This is a genomic window from Kistimonas asteriae (genome assembly GCF_018263925.1).
GTDB classification, from domain to species: Bacteria; Pseudomonadota; Gammaproteobacteria; order Pseudomonadales; family Endozoicomonadaceae; genus Kistimonas; species Kistimonas asteriae.
Window position 1 is genome coordinate 117,136 of the sequence record NZ_JAEVHF010000015.1, and the last position, 19,468, is coordinate 136,603.

Annotated in this window: 16 protein-coding genes; 3 read left to right on the top strand and 13 right to left on the bottom strand. The window is 49.8% G+C overall.

Features of this window, described 5'->3' with window-relative positions; all coding sequences use genetic code 11:
- Positions 1–6: 6 nt before the first annotated feature.
- Entirely contained in the window at positions 7–618 is a 612-nt protein-coding gene (gene ccoO, locus KHS78_RS16660) for a cytochrome-c oxidase, cbb3-type subunit II (RefSeq protein ID WP_211829621.1), read from the bottom strand.
- A gap of 19 nt (positions 619–637) precedes the next feature.
- Positions 638–2,062: a cytochrome-c oxidase, cbb3-type subunit I gene (gene ccoN, locus KHS78_RS16665; protein WP_211829622.1), complete on the bottom strand. Its 1,425-nt coding sequence runs from the start codon at positions 2,060–2,062 to the stop codon at positions 638–640.
- A gap of 500 nt (positions 2,063–2,562) precedes the next feature.
- On the opposite strand from ccoN, the gene ushA reads away from it, so the two are divergent.
- Positions 2,563–4,185, top strand: a complete 1,623-nt coding sequence (gene ushA, locus KHS78_RS16670; RefSeq protein ID WP_211829624.1) for a bifunctional UDP-sugar hydrolase/5'-nucleotidase UshA — start codon at positions 2,563–2,565, stop codon at positions 4,183–4,185.
- 52 nt (positions 4,186–4,237) lie between these two features.
- Here the strand turns inward: ushA and hmgA are convergent, their stop codons facing one another.
- The 10 genes from hmgA to KHS78_RS16720 all read right to left on the bottom strand — a co-directional run bounded on the left by hmgA (position 4,238) and on the right by KHS78_RS16720 (position 16,537).
- Entirely contained in the window at positions 4,238–5,587 is a 1,350-nt protein-coding gene (gene hmgA, locus KHS78_RS16675; RefSeq protein ID WP_211829626.1) for a homogentisate 1,2-dioxygenase, read from the bottom strand.
- Positions 5,588–5,990: 403 nt separating this feature from the next.
- A complete protein-coding gene (locus KHS78_RS16680) occupies positions 5,991–7,973 on the bottom strand; it encodes an ankyrin repeat domain-containing protein (RefSeq protein WP_211829627.1) in 1,983 nt (660 codons plus the stop codon).
- A 257-nt stretch (positions 7,974–8,230) separates the two neighbouring features.
- A complete protein-coding gene (locus tag KHS78_RS22690) occupies positions 8,231–8,386 on the bottom strand; it encodes an IS1 family transposase (protein WP_211829656.1) in 156 nt (51 codons plus the stop codon).
- A gap of 823 nt (positions 8,387–9,209) precedes the next feature.
- Positions 9,210–10,001 carry an outer membrane protein OmpK gene (locus tag KHS78_RS16690; RefSeq protein WP_211829629.1) on the bottom strand — a complete coding sequence of 264 codons (792 nt, stop codon included), beginning with the start codon at positions 9,999–10,001 and terminating at the stop codon, positions 9,210–9,212.
- 180 nt (positions 10,002–10,181) lie between these two features.
- Positions 10,182–10,889, bottom strand: a complete 708-nt coding sequence (gene deoD / locus KHS78_RS16695) for a purine-nucleoside phosphorylase (RefSeq protein WP_211829631.1) — start codon at positions 10,887–10,889, stop codon at positions 10,182–10,184.
- Between the two features lie 54 nt (positions 10,890–10,943).
- Complete coding sequence (locus KHS78_RS16700; protein WP_211829633.1) at positions 10,944–12,191, bottom strand: phosphopentomutase; 1,248 nt, start codon at positions 12,189–12,191, stop codon at positions 10,944–10,946.
- A gap of 49 nt (positions 12,192–12,240) precedes the next feature.
- On the bottom strand, positions 12,241–13,578 hold the full coding sequence (gene deoA / locus KHS78_RS16705; RefSeq protein ID WP_211829635.1) for a thymidine phosphorylase: 1,338 nt from the start codon (positions 13,576–13,578) through the stop codon (positions 12,241–12,243).
- 34 nt (positions 13,579–13,612) lie between these two features.
- Positions 13,613–14,386, bottom strand: coding sequence for a deoxyribose-phosphate aldolase (gene deoC, locus KHS78_RS16710; RefSeq protein ID WP_211829637.1), 774 nt, complete (start codon positions 14,384–14,386; stop codon positions 13,613–13,615).
- Between the two features lie 58 nt (positions 14,387–14,444).
- Positions 14,445–15,668 carry a NupC/NupG family nucleoside CNT transporter gene (locus KHS78_RS16715; RefSeq protein WP_211829639.1) on the bottom strand — a complete coding sequence of 408 codons (1,224 nt, stop codon included), beginning with the start codon at positions 15,666–15,668 and terminating at the stop codon, positions 14,445–14,447.
- A 464-nt stretch (positions 15,669–16,132) separates the two neighbouring features.
- Positions 16,133–16,537, bottom strand: a complete 405-nt coding sequence (locus KHS78_RS16720; protein ID WP_211829640.1) for a hypothetical protein — start codon at positions 16,535–16,537, stop codon at positions 16,133–16,135.
- A 262-nt stretch (positions 16,538–16,799) separates the two neighbouring features.
- Here KHS78_RS16720 and KHS78_RS16725 point away from each other — a divergent pair, with 262 nt between their 5' ends.
- The gene (locus KHS78_RS16725; protein WP_211829641.1) at positions 16,800–17,066 is read left to right on the top strand and encodes a hypothetical protein; all 267 of its coding nucleotides are present in this window, start codon (positions 16,800–16,802) and stop codon (positions 17,064–17,066) included.
- 5 nt (positions 17,067–17,071) lie between these two features.
- Here KHS78_RS16725 and KHS78_RS16730 read toward each other — a convergent pair whose 3' ends face one another.
- Positions 17,072–17,794, bottom strand: coding sequence for a substrate-binding periplasmic protein (locus KHS78_RS16730; RefSeq protein WP_211829642.1), 723 nt, complete (start codon positions 17,792–17,794; stop codon positions 17,072–17,074).
- 187 nt (positions 17,795–17,981) lie between these two features.
- Here KHS78_RS16730 and KHS78_RS16735 point away from each other — a divergent pair, with 187 nt between their 5' ends.
- The gene (locus tag KHS78_RS16735) at positions 17,982–19,088 is read left to right on the top strand and encodes a radical SAM protein (RefSeq protein ID WP_211829643.1); all 1,107 of its coding nucleotides are present in this window, start codon (positions 17,982–17,984) and stop codon (positions 19,086–19,088) included.
- Positions 19,089–19,468: the final 380 nt, after the last annotated feature.

Consider the following 19,468-nt stretch of genomic DNA (forward strand, 5'->3'; position numbering starts at 1 on the left):
AGCCCGTTACCGTTTTGTCGTCAGCGCAGTGCCCAGCCCTTGCAGGTAGGCGACAAGGGCGTCCATCTCTGTCTTGCCCTTGACCTCTGCGGCGGCATTGTTGATCTGCTCATCCGTGTAAGGCACGCCAACGAGACGGAGTGCTTCCATCTTCTTGGCGGTGTCCTTGCCATTCAATACGTTATCCATCAAATGCGGATAAGCTGGCATGATCGACTCAGGTACGACATCACGGGGGTTGTACAGGTGAGCCCGGTGCCACTCATCCGAGTAGCGTTGGCCAACCCGGGCGAGATCCGGGCCGGTTCGCTTGGAACCCCAGAGGAACGGGTGATCATAGACGGATTCGCCGGCAACGGAATAGTGGCCATACCGCTCCACCTCTGCACGCAGCGGACGGATCATTTGGGAATGGCAGCCCACACAGCCTTCCTTGATGTAGACGTCACGGCCTTCCAGCTCCAGAGCAGGGTAAGGTTTAACCCCTGCGACGGGCTGGGTTGTCTCCTTCTGGAAAAACAGCGGCACGATCTCGACGAGGCCGCCAAAACTGATGGCGACGACGACGAGAATCACCATCAAGCCAAGGTTTTTTTCTACAATTTCGTGTTTAGTCATGGCTTTAAACTTCCCCCTGTCACGCCATTTGGGCGGCCAGCTTAGCCTGGTCAGGCTCAGCTGCGCGGATGGTGCGGTAGACGTTGTACAGCATCACTACCATACCGGCGAGGAAGAAAGCTCCACCGATGGCGCGGACAATATACCCGGTCTCACTCTGGATAACGGACTCGATAAAGCTGTAGGTGAGTGTGCCGTCAGCATTCACTGCGCGCCACATCAGACCTTGGGTGATGCCGTTAACCCACATGGCGGCGATGTACAGAACGGTACCGATAGTGGCCAGCCAGAAGTGTGCGTTGACCATGCTGATACTGTACATGCTGTCACGTCCCCAGAGGCGTGGAATCATGTGATAAAGGGCACCAATGGATACCATGGCCACCCAGCCCAGTGCGCCGGAGTGCACATGTCCAATGGTCCAGTCAGTGTAGTGAGACAGTGCGTTGACGGTCTTGATAGCCATCATCGGACCTTCGAAGGTGGACATACCGTAGAACGACAGTGAAACCACCAGGAATCGTAGTACCGGGTCGGTACGCAGCTTGTGCCAGGCGCCGGACAATGTCATGACACCGTTGATCATACCGCCCCAGGAGGGTGCCAGCAGAACCAGTGACATCACCATGCCGAGGCTCTGCGCCCAGTCAGGCAGCGCCGTGTAGTGCAGGTGGTGTGGGCCGGCCCAGATGTAAATGGCGATCAGTGCCCAGAAGTGGACGATGGACAGGCGGTAGGAGTAAACCGGACGTTCTGCCTGCTTGGGTACGAAATAGTACATCATGCCCAGGAAACCGGCTGTCAGGAAGAAGCCAACGGCATTATGGCCATACCACCACTGGATCATGGCATCCATGGCGCCGGCATAGGCCGAATAGGACTTCCAGAAGGTGACTGGCACAGACATGCTGTTGACCACATGAAGCAGGGCAACAGTAATAATGAATGCACCGTAGAACCAATTGGCGACATAGATATGCTGAGTCTTCCGCTTCATGACTGTGCCGAAGAATACATAGGCATAAACCAGCCAGACAACGGTGATCAGGATATCGATTGGCCACTCCAGCTCGGCATACTCCTTGGAGGAGGTCAGCCCCAGAGGCAGAGTGATGGCAGCCAGCAGGATCACCAGGTTCCACCCCCAGAAGGTGAACGCCGCCAAGCCATCAGAGACGAGCCGAGCCTGACAGGTCCGCTGCACCACATAGTACGATGTGGCGAACAGGGCGGAACCACCGAACGCAAAGATCACCGCATTGGTATGCAGTGGCCTCAGTCGACCGAAGGTCAGGTAAGGTTCAAAGTTGAGTTCAGGAAACACCAGCTGGATTGCAATCAGCAAACCAACAGCCATGCCGACGATACCCCATACCACCGTCATCACGGCAAACTGGCGAACCACTTTATAGTTGTAGTGTGTGTTCGTTGTTGCGCTACTCATGTATGGATCCACATAACCTTCGCTTAAGTACGTACATATCCCTACTTAAGTATCAGTAAGCTGAAAAGGCAAAGCAATGACTTGTGTCAACATCAGGTCAATCTTTGCGCAGTTGCTCCTCATACCCCCGCAAGGTGCTTGACGCGTTGCCAAAACCAAACCGCCAGCCATCAAGGCTGTTTCCAGTCGACATCATGTTTTTTGAGAGCTGGGTGCTAATGGGTAACTGGTTTCTACGCTGTCTGTTGTTGGTTTTGTTATCAGACAGGGCCTGCGAATTTGCCAATCAGTCCACATCTGCAGGCCGATCCGCGAGGCGACGTCAATCATATCAGAAAGCGCGTAACTATGCGCAACCGCTTATCGATATTTCCTTATGTTTATTGTTGTTTTTTCTTGGTCGTCGGTTGTTTTGCACGTGAATGCCTGTGGCTGTTTGGTATGTGACGATGGTAATGATTGGTTAAGCTGCCCCATTTGTTTTGGGGGATGTTTTTAGTATGACACCATACCCATTCGCGAAAAGGGTTTCCGTTTCGCTGATTTTACTGTGTTCTATGGCTTTAGCGGCCTGTTCATTGCTGGACAATGGGAATACAGAGAAACATAACGCTAACGCCTGGCACCTAACGGTATTACATACCAATGATCATCACGGTCATTTCTGGAGAAATGGTAATGGTGAGTGGGGTATGGCGGCGAGAAAGACATTGATTGATCGTATTCGCGCAGAAGTCACCGAGTCGGGTGGGCATGTGCTGTTATTGTCTGGTGGCGATATCAATACAGGTGTTCCTGAATCCGATCTTCAGGATGCCGTTCCTGATTTCAAGGGCATGAACCTGCTGGGTTATGACGCGATGGCGGTCGGCAATCATGAATTTGATAATCCGATGCCAGTACTGCGCATGCAGGAACGCATTGCAACGTTCCCGTTCCTTGCTGCCAATATCCGTGATGAGGCAACCGGTGAGCGCTTGTTTCAGCCTTATACAGTATTTCGACTGGATGGTTTGAAGGTCGCCGTATTGGGTTTAACGACGGACGATACCCAGAAAATCGGCAATCAGGAAAATGTTCAGGGTATTGTCTTTACACGTCCTGAAGTAGAAGCCAGGGCGTTATTGCCTGAATTAAAGAAACAGGCCGATGTTGTTATTGCTACGACGCATATGGGACATTATAAAAATGGCCGGCACGGTTCCAATGCCCCCGGGGATGTCACTCTGGCAAGAAACGTCAATGGCATTGATTTGATTGTGGGTGGGCATTCCCAGAACCCACTCTTTGAACCTGATCGCCAGAATGACACCTGGATTCTTCAGGCGCAGGACTGGGGGCGCTATCTGGGACGTGCTGATTTTGAGTACAGCAATGGGCAACTCAAATTACTGAATTACCAGTTAATCCCAGTCAATCATACGCAGTCAGTTATGAGCGTTGATGGTGATAAGGTTCGTCTGCCTGTCGGTGATATTATCCCTGAAAATCCTGCGATGCTTGCCTTGCTGACGCCATATCAAAAGAAAGGCGAAGCGGAAGTGCTACAACAGGTTGGCTACACCGATGGACGATTGATGGGCGAGAGAAAGGAAGTTCGCTTTGGTTATACCAACCTTGGTCGTTTAATAGCACTGGCGCAGATGGATATGGTAGGTGCAGATCTTGCTGTTGTCAGTGCAGGTGGTATAAGGGCGAGTATTCAGAAAGGCGAAATTACTTACCGGGATATCCTGAGTGTTCAGCCCTTTGGTAATGGTATTGCGTATGTTGACCTTTCCGGAAAGGCACTGAAAGAATACTTGGGCAATGTCGCCGAAAAAACCATTAATAGCGGCGGTTTTGCACACTTTGCCGGTGTTGAAATGAGAATGCGAGGTGGCTCGCTGGAGTCGATCAATGTAGCTGGTAAACCGCTAAAGGATAACCAAACATATCGGCTCGCCTTGAACAGCTTTTCTGCAGCAGGCGGTGATGATTACCCGGTTTTAACGTCCAATCCAACCTATATTGAGAGTGGGTTTACTGATGCCAGCGTATTACGGGAGTATATTCGCAAACACTCTCCTGTCCATATTGCTGACTACAAACCGGATGGAATTGTGCGGCTACCGGCAGAATAAAAGTTAACTTCTAGCGTGTGGCAGTGTTCCTGCCACACTCTGGATGTATATCTCACTTGCTCGTGCCAGCTGCATTAAAGGTAGGGGAGATGTTTTGCCAGCAATCGGTATAGTTTTCCTGACGTAATCCGCCATTGATAGCAAAGGCCGTAGGTTTGTAGAGGAAGGATGACTCAAACATAAACGCCAGTGTTTTTTCCTGCTTTTGCGGCGTCAGCTTGGCTTTTGTGGCTTGTTCAACGGCAGTGCCATCAGGTCCATGGGGCGACATGCAGTTGTGCAGACTGCCGCCACCGGGCACAAAACCGCCGTCTGATTTGGCGTCGTATACCCCTTCTATAAGACCCATGTACTCACTCATGATATTGCGGTGAAACCAGGGGGGCCTAAAGGTGTTTTCTGCGACCATCCAGCGAGGGGGGAATATGACGAAATCTACGTTGGCAAGTCCTTCATGATCCAGTGGTGAAGTCAGTACGGTGAATATTGATGGGTCAGGGTGGTCAAAGCTGACAGTATTGATAGTGTTGAAGGTTTTCAGGTCATATTTGTAAGGCGCGTAATTTCCATGCCAGGCGACGACATCAAAAGGGGAGTGATCCAGTTCACAGCGAAAGAATCTGCCACCGAATTTTGTCAGTAACTGTACTGGCTCATTGCTATCTTCAAACCAGGCGACAGGCGTTTTGAAGTCCCGAGGGTTTGCCAGTCCGTTGGCTCCGATAGGCCCCAGATCAGGCAAGCGAAACGGGTTGCCGTAATTTTCCAGTATATAGCCACTGGCATGTGGGTCTGACAGATTGATACGGAACTTAATTCCCCGCTGTATAACGACGATTTCACCGGGACTCACCAGAAGGCGTCCGAATTCGGTGTCAATTTTTAATGACCCCTGTTGAGGCACGATGAGCAGATCACCATCCGCATTGCAGAAACAGCGTTTCTCCATGCTCGTTGATACTGAATAGAGATGAATCGCGCTGCCCTGACGCATGGCAGCATTGCCATTACCGGCGACGGTTTTGATACCGGCGATGAAGTCACAGGCGTGTTCCGGCAGTGGTTGAGGATTCCAGCGCAGGCGTTCTGGTGTTAGCCAGGTATCACTGAAAGGTCCGGTTTGCCAGATTTCTGAAAGAATGGATTCGTACGGTGACTGTTTGACCGAAGGATGAATCCTGTATAGCCAGGATCGCTGGTTTTCATGTCGTCTGGCGGTGAAGCCCGTGCCACTGATTTGCTCGGCAATGAGTCCATAGGGAGGTGATTGAGGCGAGTTTTGGCCTGTCGGCAATGCGTCTGGAAGGGCTTCTGTACTGAAGTGATTACCAAAACCTGTCATGTAATTAATAGAGTCAGAAGTCTTCTTTTTGCTGGTCGACTGTCTTCTTGCCTTTTTCATCCCTTAACCTCTGAAAGCCGGTATCAGTCTGGTCTGAGTCACAAGACTAATACGTTTCTTATACGATGCATCATGTATCCCTGATCTTTGAATCTACCATGTGTTCCAATCGGAGCAAATTTCATACAGCAGAAAATGCCTGATTGATGGATCCGCCTGAATCGATGTCCGCTTTAAGAAGCCGCAGTGATGTTGCGGTAGCAATACTCGGCAGGCTAAAAATGGGTATCCCTTGAACTGTCAGATTGGTCTTTGAAATGTATAAATAGAAGAAGGAGTGGAATGACCGAAATGCCCTTCGGCAAAGTCGGAGGTCATTTAACAAAATGAGACGATATTATTTGTAGAAGTCGTTTTTGTTTGTTGAAAAGGTTCAGTATCAAAGATCGCGGGGCTGGTGTCATTAGTGGTTGTTTTCATGTTCCACCTCATTACTCTTGGTATCCTCATCTGTCTCATCCACGCAGATCAGGTAATTCTGTAAACGGTTAGGTATGGGCAACGCCTGTACAGCAGTAGGCCAGTTATGTTTAGTGAACTTTCTTATATTTATACGACATTGCTGCTTAAGTGTGAACTTTAGCGGGATATCAGGTGCTTCTTTAAGTATTTGAGCGAGAATTTCTGGCTTATATTTTTCGCGCATCTCAGCATCAGGTGTCCTACCATTTTTATCAGCCTTAAAGCGTTCGGCACCGACCCTTACCAGGGAGGTAACAAAATGGGTATCGTCATCGCCACCACGAGCCGCATAGAGTAATGGGGTCATGTCATTTTCAGCAGCTTTATTAACGTCAGCGCCAGCGCATATCAGGATATCGAAGGTACCGGTAAGATTCCAGAAAATTGCTCGAAATAAAGGACTCTGGCCACTGTCATTAACCGCATTAATATCGGCTCCTGCATAAATCAGAGCTTTGGCAATATCTCCAGATACTGCCATATGAAGGGGGGTATCTCCGTGATCGTCCTGATAATTCACTGGTGCGCCGTTTTTTAGCAGGAATAAAATAATCTCTTTTTCTCTGTCCGTATAGGGATCACGGCGAGTTGTTCTCTTTAGAGCAGCTGTCAGCGCATCCCTTAATGGAAGGTCGAGTTTATTCTCCTGTGAAAATTGAATGAGTGCTTCGACATTCTCTTTGCATTTGGCTTTAGTTGTCAGTAGTAGAATGTGTTCTTGTCTACCCAGGACATTAGCTTTTGCTGTGATGTCAGGAGAGGCGCCACCTTGTAGCAAAGCTCTGGTAATAGCGCCGCTGTCGTTCTCGGATTCGATGAAGTGTATTAATAGTGCTGAAGGGTTGGCTGTTTCTGGGATTGAGGCACCGGCTTCCAAGAGACGCTCTGCCATCAAGATTGCTTTTTTAGCCTTATTCTTTTCTTCAGCTATTACCGTTCCAAAAAATCCCCTTGATACTCTAGTACCTTGAATTGCCTTGACCAATACCTGGCTGCCAGCAGGGTTGTTAACCTCAATGCCCCAGCTCATGATTGTGTTGAAGACGTCAACAAGGCCTTTATCTATTGCAGCCTCTAATGTCTGTGCTTTTACTAGCGCGTCTTGAGTATCTAAGGATTGACTATCGTTAGTCAATAATGCCGTCTGTAAGCGATTCAGCAAAATCTGAATTATTCCTCTGTCACCCTCACTTCCGAATGATTTAATAGCAAAGGTCAGTGCCGCATACGCATGATCAAACGTTCCAGTTTTATCCATATCGAGCATGAATGTCACGACATCTTCGAACTCCCACTCTATCGCCAAGTCAAGTAAGGAGTGTGGACCCTTTTTGTTGCCAATAGGCGTATCGAGTTTACGGGTGACATCATCAAGGCTATAGCGTTCACTCTTTAGAAGAGATAAAGCCTCCATTTCACGTTCTGGCCCTTTACAGAACACATATTTCGCCCCATGGTCAAATTCCAGTGCTTTAAATAACGGATATAAAGAATCCCCTTCTGCAGGAGCGGGAGCGCCAATGACATGCTCTACTACCTGAGGACTGATGTCGCTTTCTGCTTGGGGTATGGATGCTGGTGAGGCCACCTTTACACTATTAGTATTGGGTGTTTCTTCTCCGGTCTCTGTCATGTGTTCTGAATTATCACCCTGTATGACAGATTCCTGCGAGCCTGACTCTGATGACGATTTCTCACTTCCCAACAAGTTGCTGCAACAAGGTGAACAAGCATCAATAATAAAAGACCAGATGGTGCTACACAGTGTGCATATGGAATCAGTGATATTCCTGGCTGCATCTTTTATCGGCGTAATCATATAGTGACAAAAATACCCTTCATTATTCTCACTGGTAGCATCATGTGCTTCAGACTGATGACCACTAATAATACTTAAGTCATCTAAAGAAGGAGAGTGGGCCATATCGTTATCCAATTACCGTTAAACAGGAAGCGTTTTTAATATTTACTATGTAAATGCTGTTGTTTCTCGAGCTACTGGCATTTTGATAGTTCGAGTGGCCTAATACTGGCCTTGACTGTTTGATGCTCGTATTCAATAAAAGTTCCCAAGGACGTATGAAATCTTAATGTAAAAATATAAGAATATGAATTTATTCAAAAAAATCAGGTTCTTGCAGAAAGTAAGTGGATAAAGGGTGCTGCTTTTTGAGTCATGCATCACACAGGTTGATGTGTGCTCTCTAGAGATTGCTCGTCAGTCACTTGTTCGTGTTTTTCTATAGAGTGCGAATAATAGATTGTTTCTCCAGTGAATCGCTTTAGCTGGTTTTTCAGGGTTAAATTATGATGTTTAATTCTTCGAATAAATGAAATGGCTTCCGGATGACTAGCCTAACATCTGATTGGGCTAATGTATGAAGTTTTCAGGTATCTGTTTATTGGTAACGAAATTTTAGGATGGTCAACGATCAATTAATTGATTTAGTGTGTTGGCTCGAGATTGGTTCAAAGGTATAAATAATGTCTTTTTGAAGCGAGAGTTTCATAAATAAAATAATCATCAAAATGTTTCTTGCTATCAATAAAAAGAGAAATATATGTCCATTTCGAGTAATAATTTTTACTGTCGTGTTTGTAAAGGGGGGGCAGTGACTGTATGCTGTATCAACTTTCTATATGGGTATTGATAGTGTTCATGATGATAGTGTTCATGATGATAGTGAATATTTGAATGACATCTTTGATCTCAGAGTGATTCATCGTCATGACAGAACGTCTCAAAATTTCCTGATTGATTCTCACTTTAATAGTGGTCTAGTTAGAAACTCTTGCTCTAGTTTTAATAAAGATAATATTGATTTCAGGTATGTAGTTTTCTGTTTTTAATGACTCACTGAGCCTGGTGGCAATGAAAGTATGCTACTTGAATCATGGGCAGACATTTCCCAAAAAGTCTGAAATTTAACCAATCATCTAATCATGATCTGTAAGTCATCAAACAGGCAGCAAACAATTTTGACAAATGCTGTGGAGGATATGGTCTCTTCTGCCTGGTAAAACCAATGTTGGAGAGTAGGCTTGTCCCGTCTCTGTCAGACTAAAAGCCACAAAGCTGGGTGTGTTAGAAATGCTACAAGTCAGGATTTGAGGGGAGATATCTGGTCGCCGAAATGACGACCAGATAGAGGATGACTTGTTAGAAATTATACTTCAGGGTATAAATCATAGCGTTCTGGTAGGCGTCAGGTGTACCCAGCTTGTTCTTGGAGTAACGGTACTGAACACCCGCAGTGATTTTCTCGATCGGGTGCCACCACAGGGCAACAGCACCGTTTTGGCCAACTTTGCCCGCGGATTTGCCGACGTAGTTTTCTTCCAGATAATCTTCATCACGGTCAAAGGTCATTTCATGCCAGTTGCTGACACTGAACTTTTCGCCGCCCAGGTTGAAGTTATAACCGGCAACCCAGCCCATCATGTAGCCGTTGCGGCCATTGTAGGCATGGCTCTTAACCCAGGCAGGACCAATAAATGGCTTGATCCAGAAGCCAGAGTCGTTGGCATAGCGGTAGCCCAGACCTACGATGCGATCCTGTTCACGGCTGCGATAGCCGTCATCACGGAAGTCATAGATGTGGCCGTACAGGGTGAAGTTGGTGTCGCCCAGGTAAATGTGGGTAGTACCTTTGGCGGCAGTACGCAGGTTCTTGGAACCGTCATTTTCCTTGGTGTCGTTGGTCGGGTTTTCTACGTCCAGGAAACCGTACACTTCACCCCAGTTGAAACCAGCACCACCTTCTACTTCCAGGAAGAAAAAGTCTTTCTTGGCAGCATTATCAGCAGTACGGTTCTGGGTGCCCTTGGACCAGTCCAGATAGTTGATGCTGACATTGCCAAAGCCATAAACCATTTCGGCGTTAGCGGCTGTGGCAGACATTGCCCCCAGAACTACCGCTGCTGCGGCAACTACGTTCTTGCGAATACCCATTAACTCTCAATCCTAATGTGTTGTTACAAACTCAAACAGCAAATCAAGTCCGTCAGGGCAACGGCTATTTTGTTGCTCTGTATGCCATGACGTTTATTGGTTGGCACTCCGGCCGGGCGGCGACATTGATTGTCGTCTTGTTGGCCTGTCATCCTGACAGGCCGGTTGAGCGGTGGATGATCAGGCGATCACGGAATCCAATGTGATTTGGATCATCTCATTGAATGAGTTCTGACGGTCGTCGGAGGACATCTTCTCACCGGTCGGGATGATATCGCTCACGGTGCAGATGGTCAGTGCTTTGGCGCCAAATTCAGCTGCAACGCCGTACAGGCCGGCGGCTTCCATATCAACGCCCAGTACGCCGTGCTTGGCCATGATCTCGAACATTTCCGGTTCTGGGGTGTAGAACAGATCGGCAGAGAACAGATTGCCGACTCGAACCGGCAGTTCATGGGCGCGAGCGGCATTTACCGCTTTTTCCAGCAGGCCGAAGTCGGCAATGGCGGCAAAGTCATAGCCACGGAAACGGATGCGGTTGACGTTGGAGTCAGTGCAGGCGCCCTGTGCGATCACGATGTCACGCAGTTTGACATCAGTGCTGACGGCACCGCAGCTGCCAACACGGATGATGTTTTTCACACCGTATTCAGTGATGAGTTCTTTGTAATAAATGGACGCGGAAGGAATACCCATGCCGGAGCCCATGGTGGAAATCCGCATACCCTTGTAGGTGCCGGTGTAACCCAGCATGTTGCGTACATTGGTCACTTCTTCCGCGTTTTCGAAGAAGTGCTCGGCAATGTATTTTGCGCGCAGTGGATCGCCGGGCATCAGAATGGTTTCTGCAAAAGCCCCGTCAGCAGCATTGATATGTGGCGTAGCCAATTGGTTATCTCCCTGATAGCCCATCGTCAGTCTGGGCGTTATTCATCACGTTAATCAGGCCGTTTCGGGCATGATCTCGGGTAAAAAGCTGGTGCCGTGGTCCATGGGTGGCAGCTCGAAGTAGGCTGCCAGTGTCTGACCGATATCCGCAAAGGTTTCACGGGTGCCCAGTGAACCGGGTTTTACATTGGGGCCGTAGATCAGAACCGGGACATGCTCACGGGTATGGTCGGAGCCGTGCCAGGTCGGGTCGCAACCGTGGTCGGCTGTCAGTATCAGGATGTCGTCATTCTCAAGAAGCGCCAGCAGCTCGGGTAAACGACGGTCAAAATACTCCAGGGCCTCGGCATAGCCTGTCACATCACGGCGGTGGCCGTAATGCATGTCAAAATCAACGAAGTTGGTCATCACGATGGTGTGGTCGCCAGACTGACGAACTTCATCCAGCGTGGTGTCAAACAGGGCTTCCAGGCCGGTGGCCTTGATCTTTCGGGTAATGCCCTGGTGGGCATAGATATCAGCAATTTTGCCGATACTGACAACTTCACCTTTGTCGTTTGCCAGTTTTTCCAGCACTGTGGGAGCGGGCGGTGTCAGTGAATAATCACGACGATTCCCGGTCCGCTCAAAATCATTGCTGTTTGTTCCAATGAAGGGGCGGGCAATGACACGGCCTATGTTGTAGCCTTCCAGTAGCTCACGGGAAATTTCACACAACGTCAACAGGCGATCCAGACCGAAGGACTCTTCATGGCAGGCGATCTGCAAGACGCTGTCAGCCGATGTATAGAGAATCGGCTTGCCGGTGCGCATGTGCTCTTCACCCAGGCGGGCGATGATTTCAGTGCCTGAAGCGTGACAGTTGCCGAGAATGCCCGGCAGTTCCATGGCCGCAGTGATGTTTTCCAGCAGTTCCGGTGGGAATGTGTTTTCTTTCTCGGTGAAATAGCCCCAGTCAAATAATACGGGAACGCCCGCCATTTCCCAGTGTCCACTGGGCGTATCCTTGCCGCTGGAGATTTCACAGGCCGGCGCGTAGGCGCCCGTTATCGCAATATCGGTTGCCATCCCCTGGGGGAAATGACCGGTACATTCCTTAGCGGCATGCAGCAGGCCAAGACTGGCCAGGTTCGGCAGGTGAAGTGCACCCTGGCGGCCGTTTTCTGCCTTACCTGCGGCACATATCTCAGCGATATGGCCCAGGGTATCGGAACCGGTATCACCGAATTTGTCGGCATCCGGGGCGGCGCCGATCCCGAAGGAATCCAGTACCAGCACGATGGCGCGTTTTTTTACCGTCATATTAAGGCTCCGTTTTCGTCCTGTCCGCTGCATGTGTTGCGTGCCATGATCAGTCTGCACAATCTGCCAAGGTTATACGGCGATAAACGTCAGGCAGTTGCTCAGATGCTTTGTCGCTGATCGTTACAGAGGCCTGTACCATGGCGGCCGCCTGCTGCCAGGATTGCTCATCCCTGGCGTGAATCACTGCCAGCGGTGTTTCCTTATCGATGATTTGCCCCAATGTGCACATATCGCTGAGACCGACGCCGTAATCAATGGCATCAGAGGCTGTTTTACGACCACCGCCCAGTTGTACCACAGCCAGACCCATGCCGCGGGTGTCCATGCTGTTAGCGTAGCCTTCGGTTTGTGCAAATACCGGTTTGATAATGCTGGCTTTTGGCAGGTATTTGTCGTGATTCTCGACAAAATCTGCAGGGCCACCCAGGCCGGCCACCATGCGGTTGAATATGTCTGCTGCCTTGCCGTCATCCAGAACGACCTGCAGTTTATCTCTTGCTTCGCTCTGGTCTGCTGCCAAACCGCCGGAAACGAGTAGTTCTGCGGACTGGGCCATGGTGATTTCATGCAACCGTGGATTACGGTAGGCACCTGTCAGGTATTGAACCGCTTCACGGACTTCGACCGCATTGCCGGCGGTAGACGCCAGGCACTGGTTCATATCCGTCAACAGTGCGGTTGTTTTTACGCCTGCACCATTGGCGACACTGACAATGCTTTTCGCCAGCCCTTCAGACAACTCATAGGTTGGCATGAAAGCGCCGCTGCCGACTTTGACATCCATGACTAGTGCATCAAGCCCTTCAGCCAGTTTCTTGGCAAGAATCGAGGCTGTGATCAGGTCGATGGATTCAACTGTTGCCGTGATATCGCGGATAGAATAAAAACGTTTGTCAGCAGGAGCGAGTTCACCGGTCTGGCCGATAATTGCGACGCCGGTTTCCCGAACCACCTTTCGGAACAGTTCTTCTGAAGCCGATGTCGTATAACCGGGAATACTGTCAAATTTGTCGAGGGTTCCGCCGGTATGGCCCAGGCCTCTGCCCGAGATCATGGGCACGTAACCGCCACAGGCCGCAACCATTGGGCCCAGCATCAGGCTGACGACATCGCCGACACCGCCAGTGGAATGTTTGTCCAGGATTGGACCATTGAGGTTTTCACCAGACCAGTCCAGCACTTCGCCGGAGTCACGCATGGCGCAGGTCAATGCAATTCGCTCGGGCATGGACAGCCCACGGAAGAAAATCGCCATTGCCAGGGCGGCAATCTGACCTTCGGTGACACTGTTGTCGGTGATCCCGGTCACGAAACTTCGGATTTCGTTATCCGACAGTGTTTTTCCTTCACGCTTGTTGCGGATGACTTCCTGCGGTAGAAACATGGCATGATCTCCTGTGCCGGACTGGCCGTTATGCTCAGTAGCTCTGTTTGTCGATGCTGCCTTCGCGCAGACCCAGGGCAATCAGCAGGTTGCCCAGCAGGCTGCTGGCGCCAAAGCGGTAATGATCCGGGGTGATCCACGCTGCGCCCATGATATCTTCCGCCAGTTGCAGATGCTCTGCAGCTTCTTCTGCGGTGCGAATGCCGCCGGCTGGCTTGAAGGCCACGTCACGGCCGCTGTCGCGGATTGCTTCCAGCATGATACGTGCGGCTTCCAGGGTAGCGTTGACCGGTACTTTGCCGGTTGAGGTCTTGATGAAATCGGCACCGGCTTCGATGGCGATCTCGCTGGCGCGACGAATCAGTGCCGGATCTTTCAGTTCACCGGATTCGATAATGACTTTCAGCTTGACGGTGTTGCCACAGGCAGCCTTGCACTGTTTTACCAGTTCAAAACCGACATCGGCGTTGCCGGCAATCAGGGCGCGGTAGGGAAATACGACATCGACTTCATCGGCACCGTAGGCAATGGCTGCGCGGGTTTCCGCTACGGCAATGCTGATGTCATCACCACCGGCCGGGAAGTTGGTCACGGTCGCCACTTTCATGTGATTCAGACCCAGTTCACGCAGAGTCTTTTTGGCGATAGGCACAAAGCGGGGGTAAACACAGACTGCAGCGGGGCTGCCAGCTTCAGTCTTAGCTGAACGACAGAGGTCAATGACCTTCTGGTCTGTGTCATCGTCATTCAGGGTGGTTAAATCCATCAGGGTCAGCGCAAGCTGGCTGTACTTGGAAGTATCGGTCATCGGTCAGTTTCCTGATAAAGGTCAGGCCCCGCAGAGAATCATCTGCGGGGCATTCCAATTATAGTGCGAGGAACAGGCCGGCAAGAGCGGCGCTCATCAGGTTGGACAGGCTGCCTGCAGCGACAGCCTTCAGACCCATGCGGGCGATATCCTTGCGACGCTCAGGCGCTATGACGCCAAGGCCACCCAGCAGAATTGCAATAGACGACAGGTTAGCAAAACCGCACAGGGCAAAGGTGACGATAGCCTGGGAGTGAGGTGTCAGGGTGTCCTTGATGGCAATGAAATCGACATAAGCGACGAATTCATTCAGTACCAGCTTCTGGCCGATCAGGCTGCCTACCTGCAGCGCTTCAGAGGCAGGGATGCCCAGTACCCATGCAAGCGGTGCGAATACATAGCCAAGAATCTGTTGCAGCGACAGGGCCTCAAGACCAAAGATGCCACCAAACGCTCCAATCAGGCCGTTCAGCAAAGCGATCAGAGAGATAAAGGCCAGCAGCATGGCGCCAACGTTAGCAGCCAGTTTCATACCATTGGCAGCACCACTGGCAGCGGCGTCAATCACGTTGGCCGGTTTGTTTTCTTCGTCTTCATCCAGATGGGCATCCTGATTGACTTTGTCGAACTCCGTTTCCGGCTTGATGATCTTTGCCATCAGCAGGCCGCCTGGTGCAGCCATAAAGCTGGCGGCGATCAGGTACTTGAGTTCAACCCCCATGCTGGCATAGCCAACCATGACCGCGCCGGCAACAGATGCCAGGCCTCCGACCATAACCGCGAAGAGTTCTGACTGGGTCATCTTGGAAATGTAGGGGCGAACCAGTAGCGGGGCTTCGGTCTGGCCGACAAAGATGTTGGCAGTCGCGGAAAGGGATTCTGTACGGCTGGTGCCCAGTACCTTCTGCAGCAGTCCGCCGATGACCTTGATGATCAACTGCATGACGCCAAGGTAATACAGGACAGCCATCAGTGAGGAGAAGAAGATGATGATTGTCAGGACGTTAATAACGAAGATGAAGCCCAGCTTGAACTTGGCCAGATCACCAAAAAGGAAACCGATACCTTCGTTGCCGAAATTGATGACATGCTGAACACCTTCGGCAGCACTGGCAAGCACGGTCTGGCCGATAGGTATATAAAGAACAAAAGCGCCCAGAATAGCCTGGAGAATGAAGGCGCCGCAGACAGTGCGAAGGCGAATTGCCTTGCGGTTATCCGACAGCAGAAAAGCGATTCCCAGCAGACATGCAATGCCCAGCATGCTGAATAGAATTTGCACGGTTTGTCCCCCTGACCAACATGGCCGGTTTAATCACAGTAAATGGTTGCGCCGATCTGGGAGGAAATGAGAAAGCCCTATCCCCCACAAACAGCCGGTCATATCGCCAGCACATCAGCTTGTCGATGAATGCCACTCCGATGGTCCAATGGCTTTTCAGCCATGGGCAACGCTTGTCATTTATTGCTGTTTTTTGTTGGGGTTGTGTTGCAATTGCGGCGCATGGTAAGTGGGGGATTTTATTGAGTAAATAAATAAAATTCGTATGAGTATTCAAAAAAATTGAAGGTGGGTGATCGTTAGTGATCATAATTCAACAAATGTTGATTTTTTGCTGGGATTGATGGCCTGAAGTTGTTCGAAAGGGATCAAAAGTGAACATCAGGCAGAGACGTATAGTCGTTGCTGATATCTGCCGCCTTGGGGTGGCGAATGAATCATCGCCACCCATTTTTGGGTTTTAGTTATTCCGTTCTTGCCAGAGGGCGCCCTGCTTTTTTCGTGGTGGCAAGTTCCCTGACGGAGAGCTCGTCCACTGTGAGCCGCTTAGCCTGTCCATCTGCAATGACGCGAATAGTAGTAGTGCGATCGTCAGGTATATTGACGCCAAGTACAATGCCATTAAGGCTGAGCTTCTGGTCTGTCAGACGAATAATGTGATTGTCCATACGGATGCTGCCTTCCTTGCCGGTAAACCCGCATTCGCCGTCGAGTCTGTTACCTTCTGTGCGTGTTGACCGGGAAAATGTCTGGCCCCGGTCGGAGGAGACGGAGCAGAAGCCGGAGGAGGAGTGTGAGCCGCTGAATGTGGTGTCACAGCCGGTAATCAGCAGAGCCAGGGAGGTGGTCAGTAACATTATTTTTTTCATGGATTCAGGCCTGTCTGTTCTGCTGTACCTGCACCGGTAAGGATATGATTCACGTGTCTGGCGCATGGTACAGTCGTCATATATTTGTTTTTGTGATAACGGACGCCTGCGATAAGTGCTTTTTACAGCTTTCGCACGAACAGGTGCAATTATAACTCTATTAAACGGTGAATGGATATGTTGTCTGGGTCTTAGGGAGGGCTGCTGGTGAGGGGCGCTATGGCTACACTTTAATTAAGCGCATGCTATCCAGGGAGCAGTTATGAAGGATACGCAGAAACAGCGTCTTATGGACGGAATTGAAGCCTTATATCCAGCCGATGCAGATTGTCCGAGAACCGCCTTTATTGGACAGATTATGTTGCATAATGCGCTTGAGAATGCGGTGTTTAACTGGCGTGATCTGCCGGCACCTGTTTTAGCGCGTTACCTGGCTATTTGTGAAGATTATGAGCTCCAGCTCAGTCGCAATCCTGATGAGGCGGAAAGTTTTCTGCCTGACTATCTGAATAGAAACGGTAATCTCTGATGGCTCTATTCAATGGGTGAGTAAGCCGTATTTTTGTGATCCAGGCTGTAGCCCATCCATTTGTATAGGCTGTCATTAAAGATCGTTGCGGCTTCTCCGCTTTTAATCAGCTCTCTGATGGTATGGGTAATATTTTCCAGAGGCAGGTCACAGTCCAACGCGTTTGATATGCCCGCATGAAGGTTGAACGTGGCAATGTCGACAGGCGTTTTCTCAAACTTTCCTTCCAGATCCAATAAGGATACAAACAGGTCGCCCTGGATGTCCGGGTAGATGGCATAATCTACACGTCCTACTTCGAGCATTTTGAGCCCTTGGCGAGGCCGCGTTGTGCGCATGATTTGCAGGTTGTTTTTAGCAAACTGATTAAAATTATCGCCCAGAGTCAGTCCTCTGGGTGCGACACCGCGCAAAGCGATCAGATCATCCCAGGTTTTGGGAAGTTGTTTTTTATTGCGCCTGACAATGACGGCATAAGTCTGCTGGTAAATAGCGGGTTCTATGAAAGTGGTGTGATCCGCCAGTTCGCTGTCTCGGGTCATGGCGGGAATAATGTGGATCAACCCTTTTTTGAAATGGTTCAATACCCGGTTGTACCCTCCCAGGTGATCGGTTACCACCTCGATGCCGTGTTGTTTGAAGGCTTTGGCGAGCAGTTCTTTTGCAGCACCATGAATCTCAAGGTAGTCACTCCACACAACTGGTGGGAAATCTGGTGGCCCAGACATGATGATTTTCTGGCACATGCTCGCACTCACATCGATCGATGAGAATGACAATGCCATTGTGAGTAGTAATGTTCGGATTATCGCAGGGTGCATGGTGGACTGTTTTGTTATTGTTCTTATTTTTCTAGAGGCAGATGTTTAACATGATTGTTTCGCTCTGGCAATTTTGTGCGGGAATATTCAAGCCATGATGTTGACTGTTGCCAGAAAGAAAGATGGCTTAAAGCTGGAATGCTATCAGCAGGGAATTGCTATAAGACTTGATGGTATGGGGTATTGGTGCAGTTATCGAAATACAGATGCCTTCTATCGTCGTTGTGTCGATGGGGGGATAGTGGTTGGCAGAGAGTCGCCGGTTGTTTTGTCAGTGCAACAAGGCAATAGGGTTATTGAGGAGGTGCTGGATCGATTGCGTGGTCTGGTAGATATTTTTCTGTCTTCAAAGAATGCTGATATACCTGAAGATAGTCAGATATCCAGTTTGATGCAGTGCGCAACACGACGACAGTTGATTGATTATCATCAAAGGGCGCAGTTGGCGCGTGCAGTTTATCCTGAGCCAGTACCGATCCTCCCGCCAGATCGTTATGGCGATATTGTTCTGCAACCAGCAACCGGTTGTCCTAACGCCAAGTGTACGTTTTGTGCTTTTTATCAGGGGAAGCGATTTCTGGTTTTGAGTGACGATGAGCTTAAATCTCAGATTAGTCAGGTGAAGGCGCTTTTCTCACCCGGATGGGGTGGTCGTGACGGTGTATTTCTTGGCTCTGCTAATGCAATGGCGCTTTCAACCCGTCGGTTGCTGTCTACTCTCCAGTTGATCCAGTCTGAATTAGGGGGGCTTAGGCGTGGTGTTGCCGCTTTTGGTGACGCAGATTTTGCACCTGCCCGGAAGTCCTCTGACTGGTCTGAGCTTGCAGGCCATGGTTTGCGTCAGGTGATATTGGGCTTGGAGACGGGTGATGGTAAATTGCGGGCTCGGCTTGGTAAATCCTCTGATTTGTCGTCGACGTTGAAAATGGTTGCGGCGCTCAAAGAGGTGGGTATTCGGGTGGGAATAACCATTCTTACCGGCATCGGAGAGGGTTCTCATATAGAAAGAACGTTGTCGTTTGTTAAGCATTTGCCATTGGAAAGAGAAGACATTATTTATTTGTCTCCACTTGAGGAGAGCTCAATTAAGGCTGATGCTGACAAAACGAAGCAGTTTCAAGCATTGTTGTCAGGCATTCGCTCTGCCAGTGATGCGCGTGTCGTCCCTTATCAGATGAAGCGTTTTTTTTATTATGCGTAACAATGTTTTATGGGCTGGATGTTGCAGTATTGACACAAGGCCGAAACGCTGTAGAATGCGCTCGCCTGTCAACGAGCTTCGCTCTCCGGTTCACCGGACGAAACAAGCGCTTGACACTGAAGTCCGCCACTGTAGAATGGCGGCCTCGCTGAAGCGGGCAAGGTTCTCCGGAACGCAGCCTGGACATCTTCAACGAGCTGTTCTTTAACAAATTATCAAGCAATTCGTGTGGGCGCTTGCTCGGATGAGAAACGTTATTTCTTCGGAAATAACCAAAGATTTTCATCATGAGTAAGCACCACTTGTTAATTCATTACGAATGATAGGTAGTTCTTGCGAACTGATGAGCCAGATTTGATGCCTTAAGCATCAGTTAGATT

What these genes read in the sequence shown, in the direction of transcription:
- ccoO (WP_211829621.1), bottom strand. Translation starts at nt 618, where the DNA reads ATGACTAAACACGAAATTGTAGAAAAAAACCTTGGCTTGATGGTGATT.
- ccoN (WP_211829622.1), bottom strand. Translation starts at nt 2,062, where the DNA reads ATGAGTAGCGCAACAACGAACACACACTACAACTATAAAGTGGTTCGC.
- ushA (WP_211829624.1), top strand. Translation starts at nt 2,563, where the DNA reads ATGACACCATACCCATTCGCGAAAAGGGTTTCCGTTTCGCTGATTTTA.
- hmgA (WP_211829626.1), bottom strand. Translation starts at nt 5,587, where the DNA reads ATGAAAAAGGCAAGAAGACAGTCGACCAGCAAAAAGAAGACTTCTGAC.
- KHS78_RS16680 (WP_211829627.1), bottom strand. Translation starts at nt 7,973, where the DNA reads ATGGCCCACTCTCCTTCTTTAGATGACTTAAGTATTATTAGTGGTCAT.
- KHS78_RS16690 (WP_211829629.1), bottom strand. Translation starts at nt 10,001, where the DNA reads ATGGGTATTCGCAAGAACGTAGTTGCCGCAGCAGCGGTAGTTCTGGGG.
- KHS78_RS16700 (WP_211829633.1), bottom strand. Translation starts at nt 12,191, where the DNA reads ATGACGGTAAAAAAACGCGCCATCGTGCTGGTACTGGATTCCTTCGGG.
- deoA (WP_211829635.1), bottom strand. Translation starts at nt 13,578, where the DNA reads ATGTTTCTACCGCAGGAAGTCATCCGCAACAAGCGTGAAGGAAAAACA.
- deoC (WP_211829637.1), bottom strand. Translation starts at nt 14,386, where the DNA reads ATGACCGATACTTCCAAGTACAGCCAGCTTGCGCTGACCCTGATGGAT.
- KHS78_RS16720 (WP_211829640.1), bottom strand. Translation starts at nt 16,537, where the DNA reads ATGAAAAAAATAATGTTACTGACCACCTCCCTGGCTCTGCTGATTACC.
- KHS78_RS16725 (WP_211829641.1), top strand. Translation starts at nt 16,800, where the DNA reads ATGAAGGATACGCAGAAACAGCGTCTTATGGACGGAATTGAAGCCTTA.
- KHS78_RS16730 (WP_211829642.1), bottom strand. Translation starts at nt 17,794, where the DNA reads ATGTCTGGGCCACCAGATTTCCCACCAGTTGTGTGGAGTGACTACCTT.
- KHS78_RS16735 (WP_211829643.1), top strand. Translation starts at nt 17,982, where the DNA reads ATGATGTTGACTGTTGCCAGAAAGAAAGATGGCTTAAAGCTGGAATGC.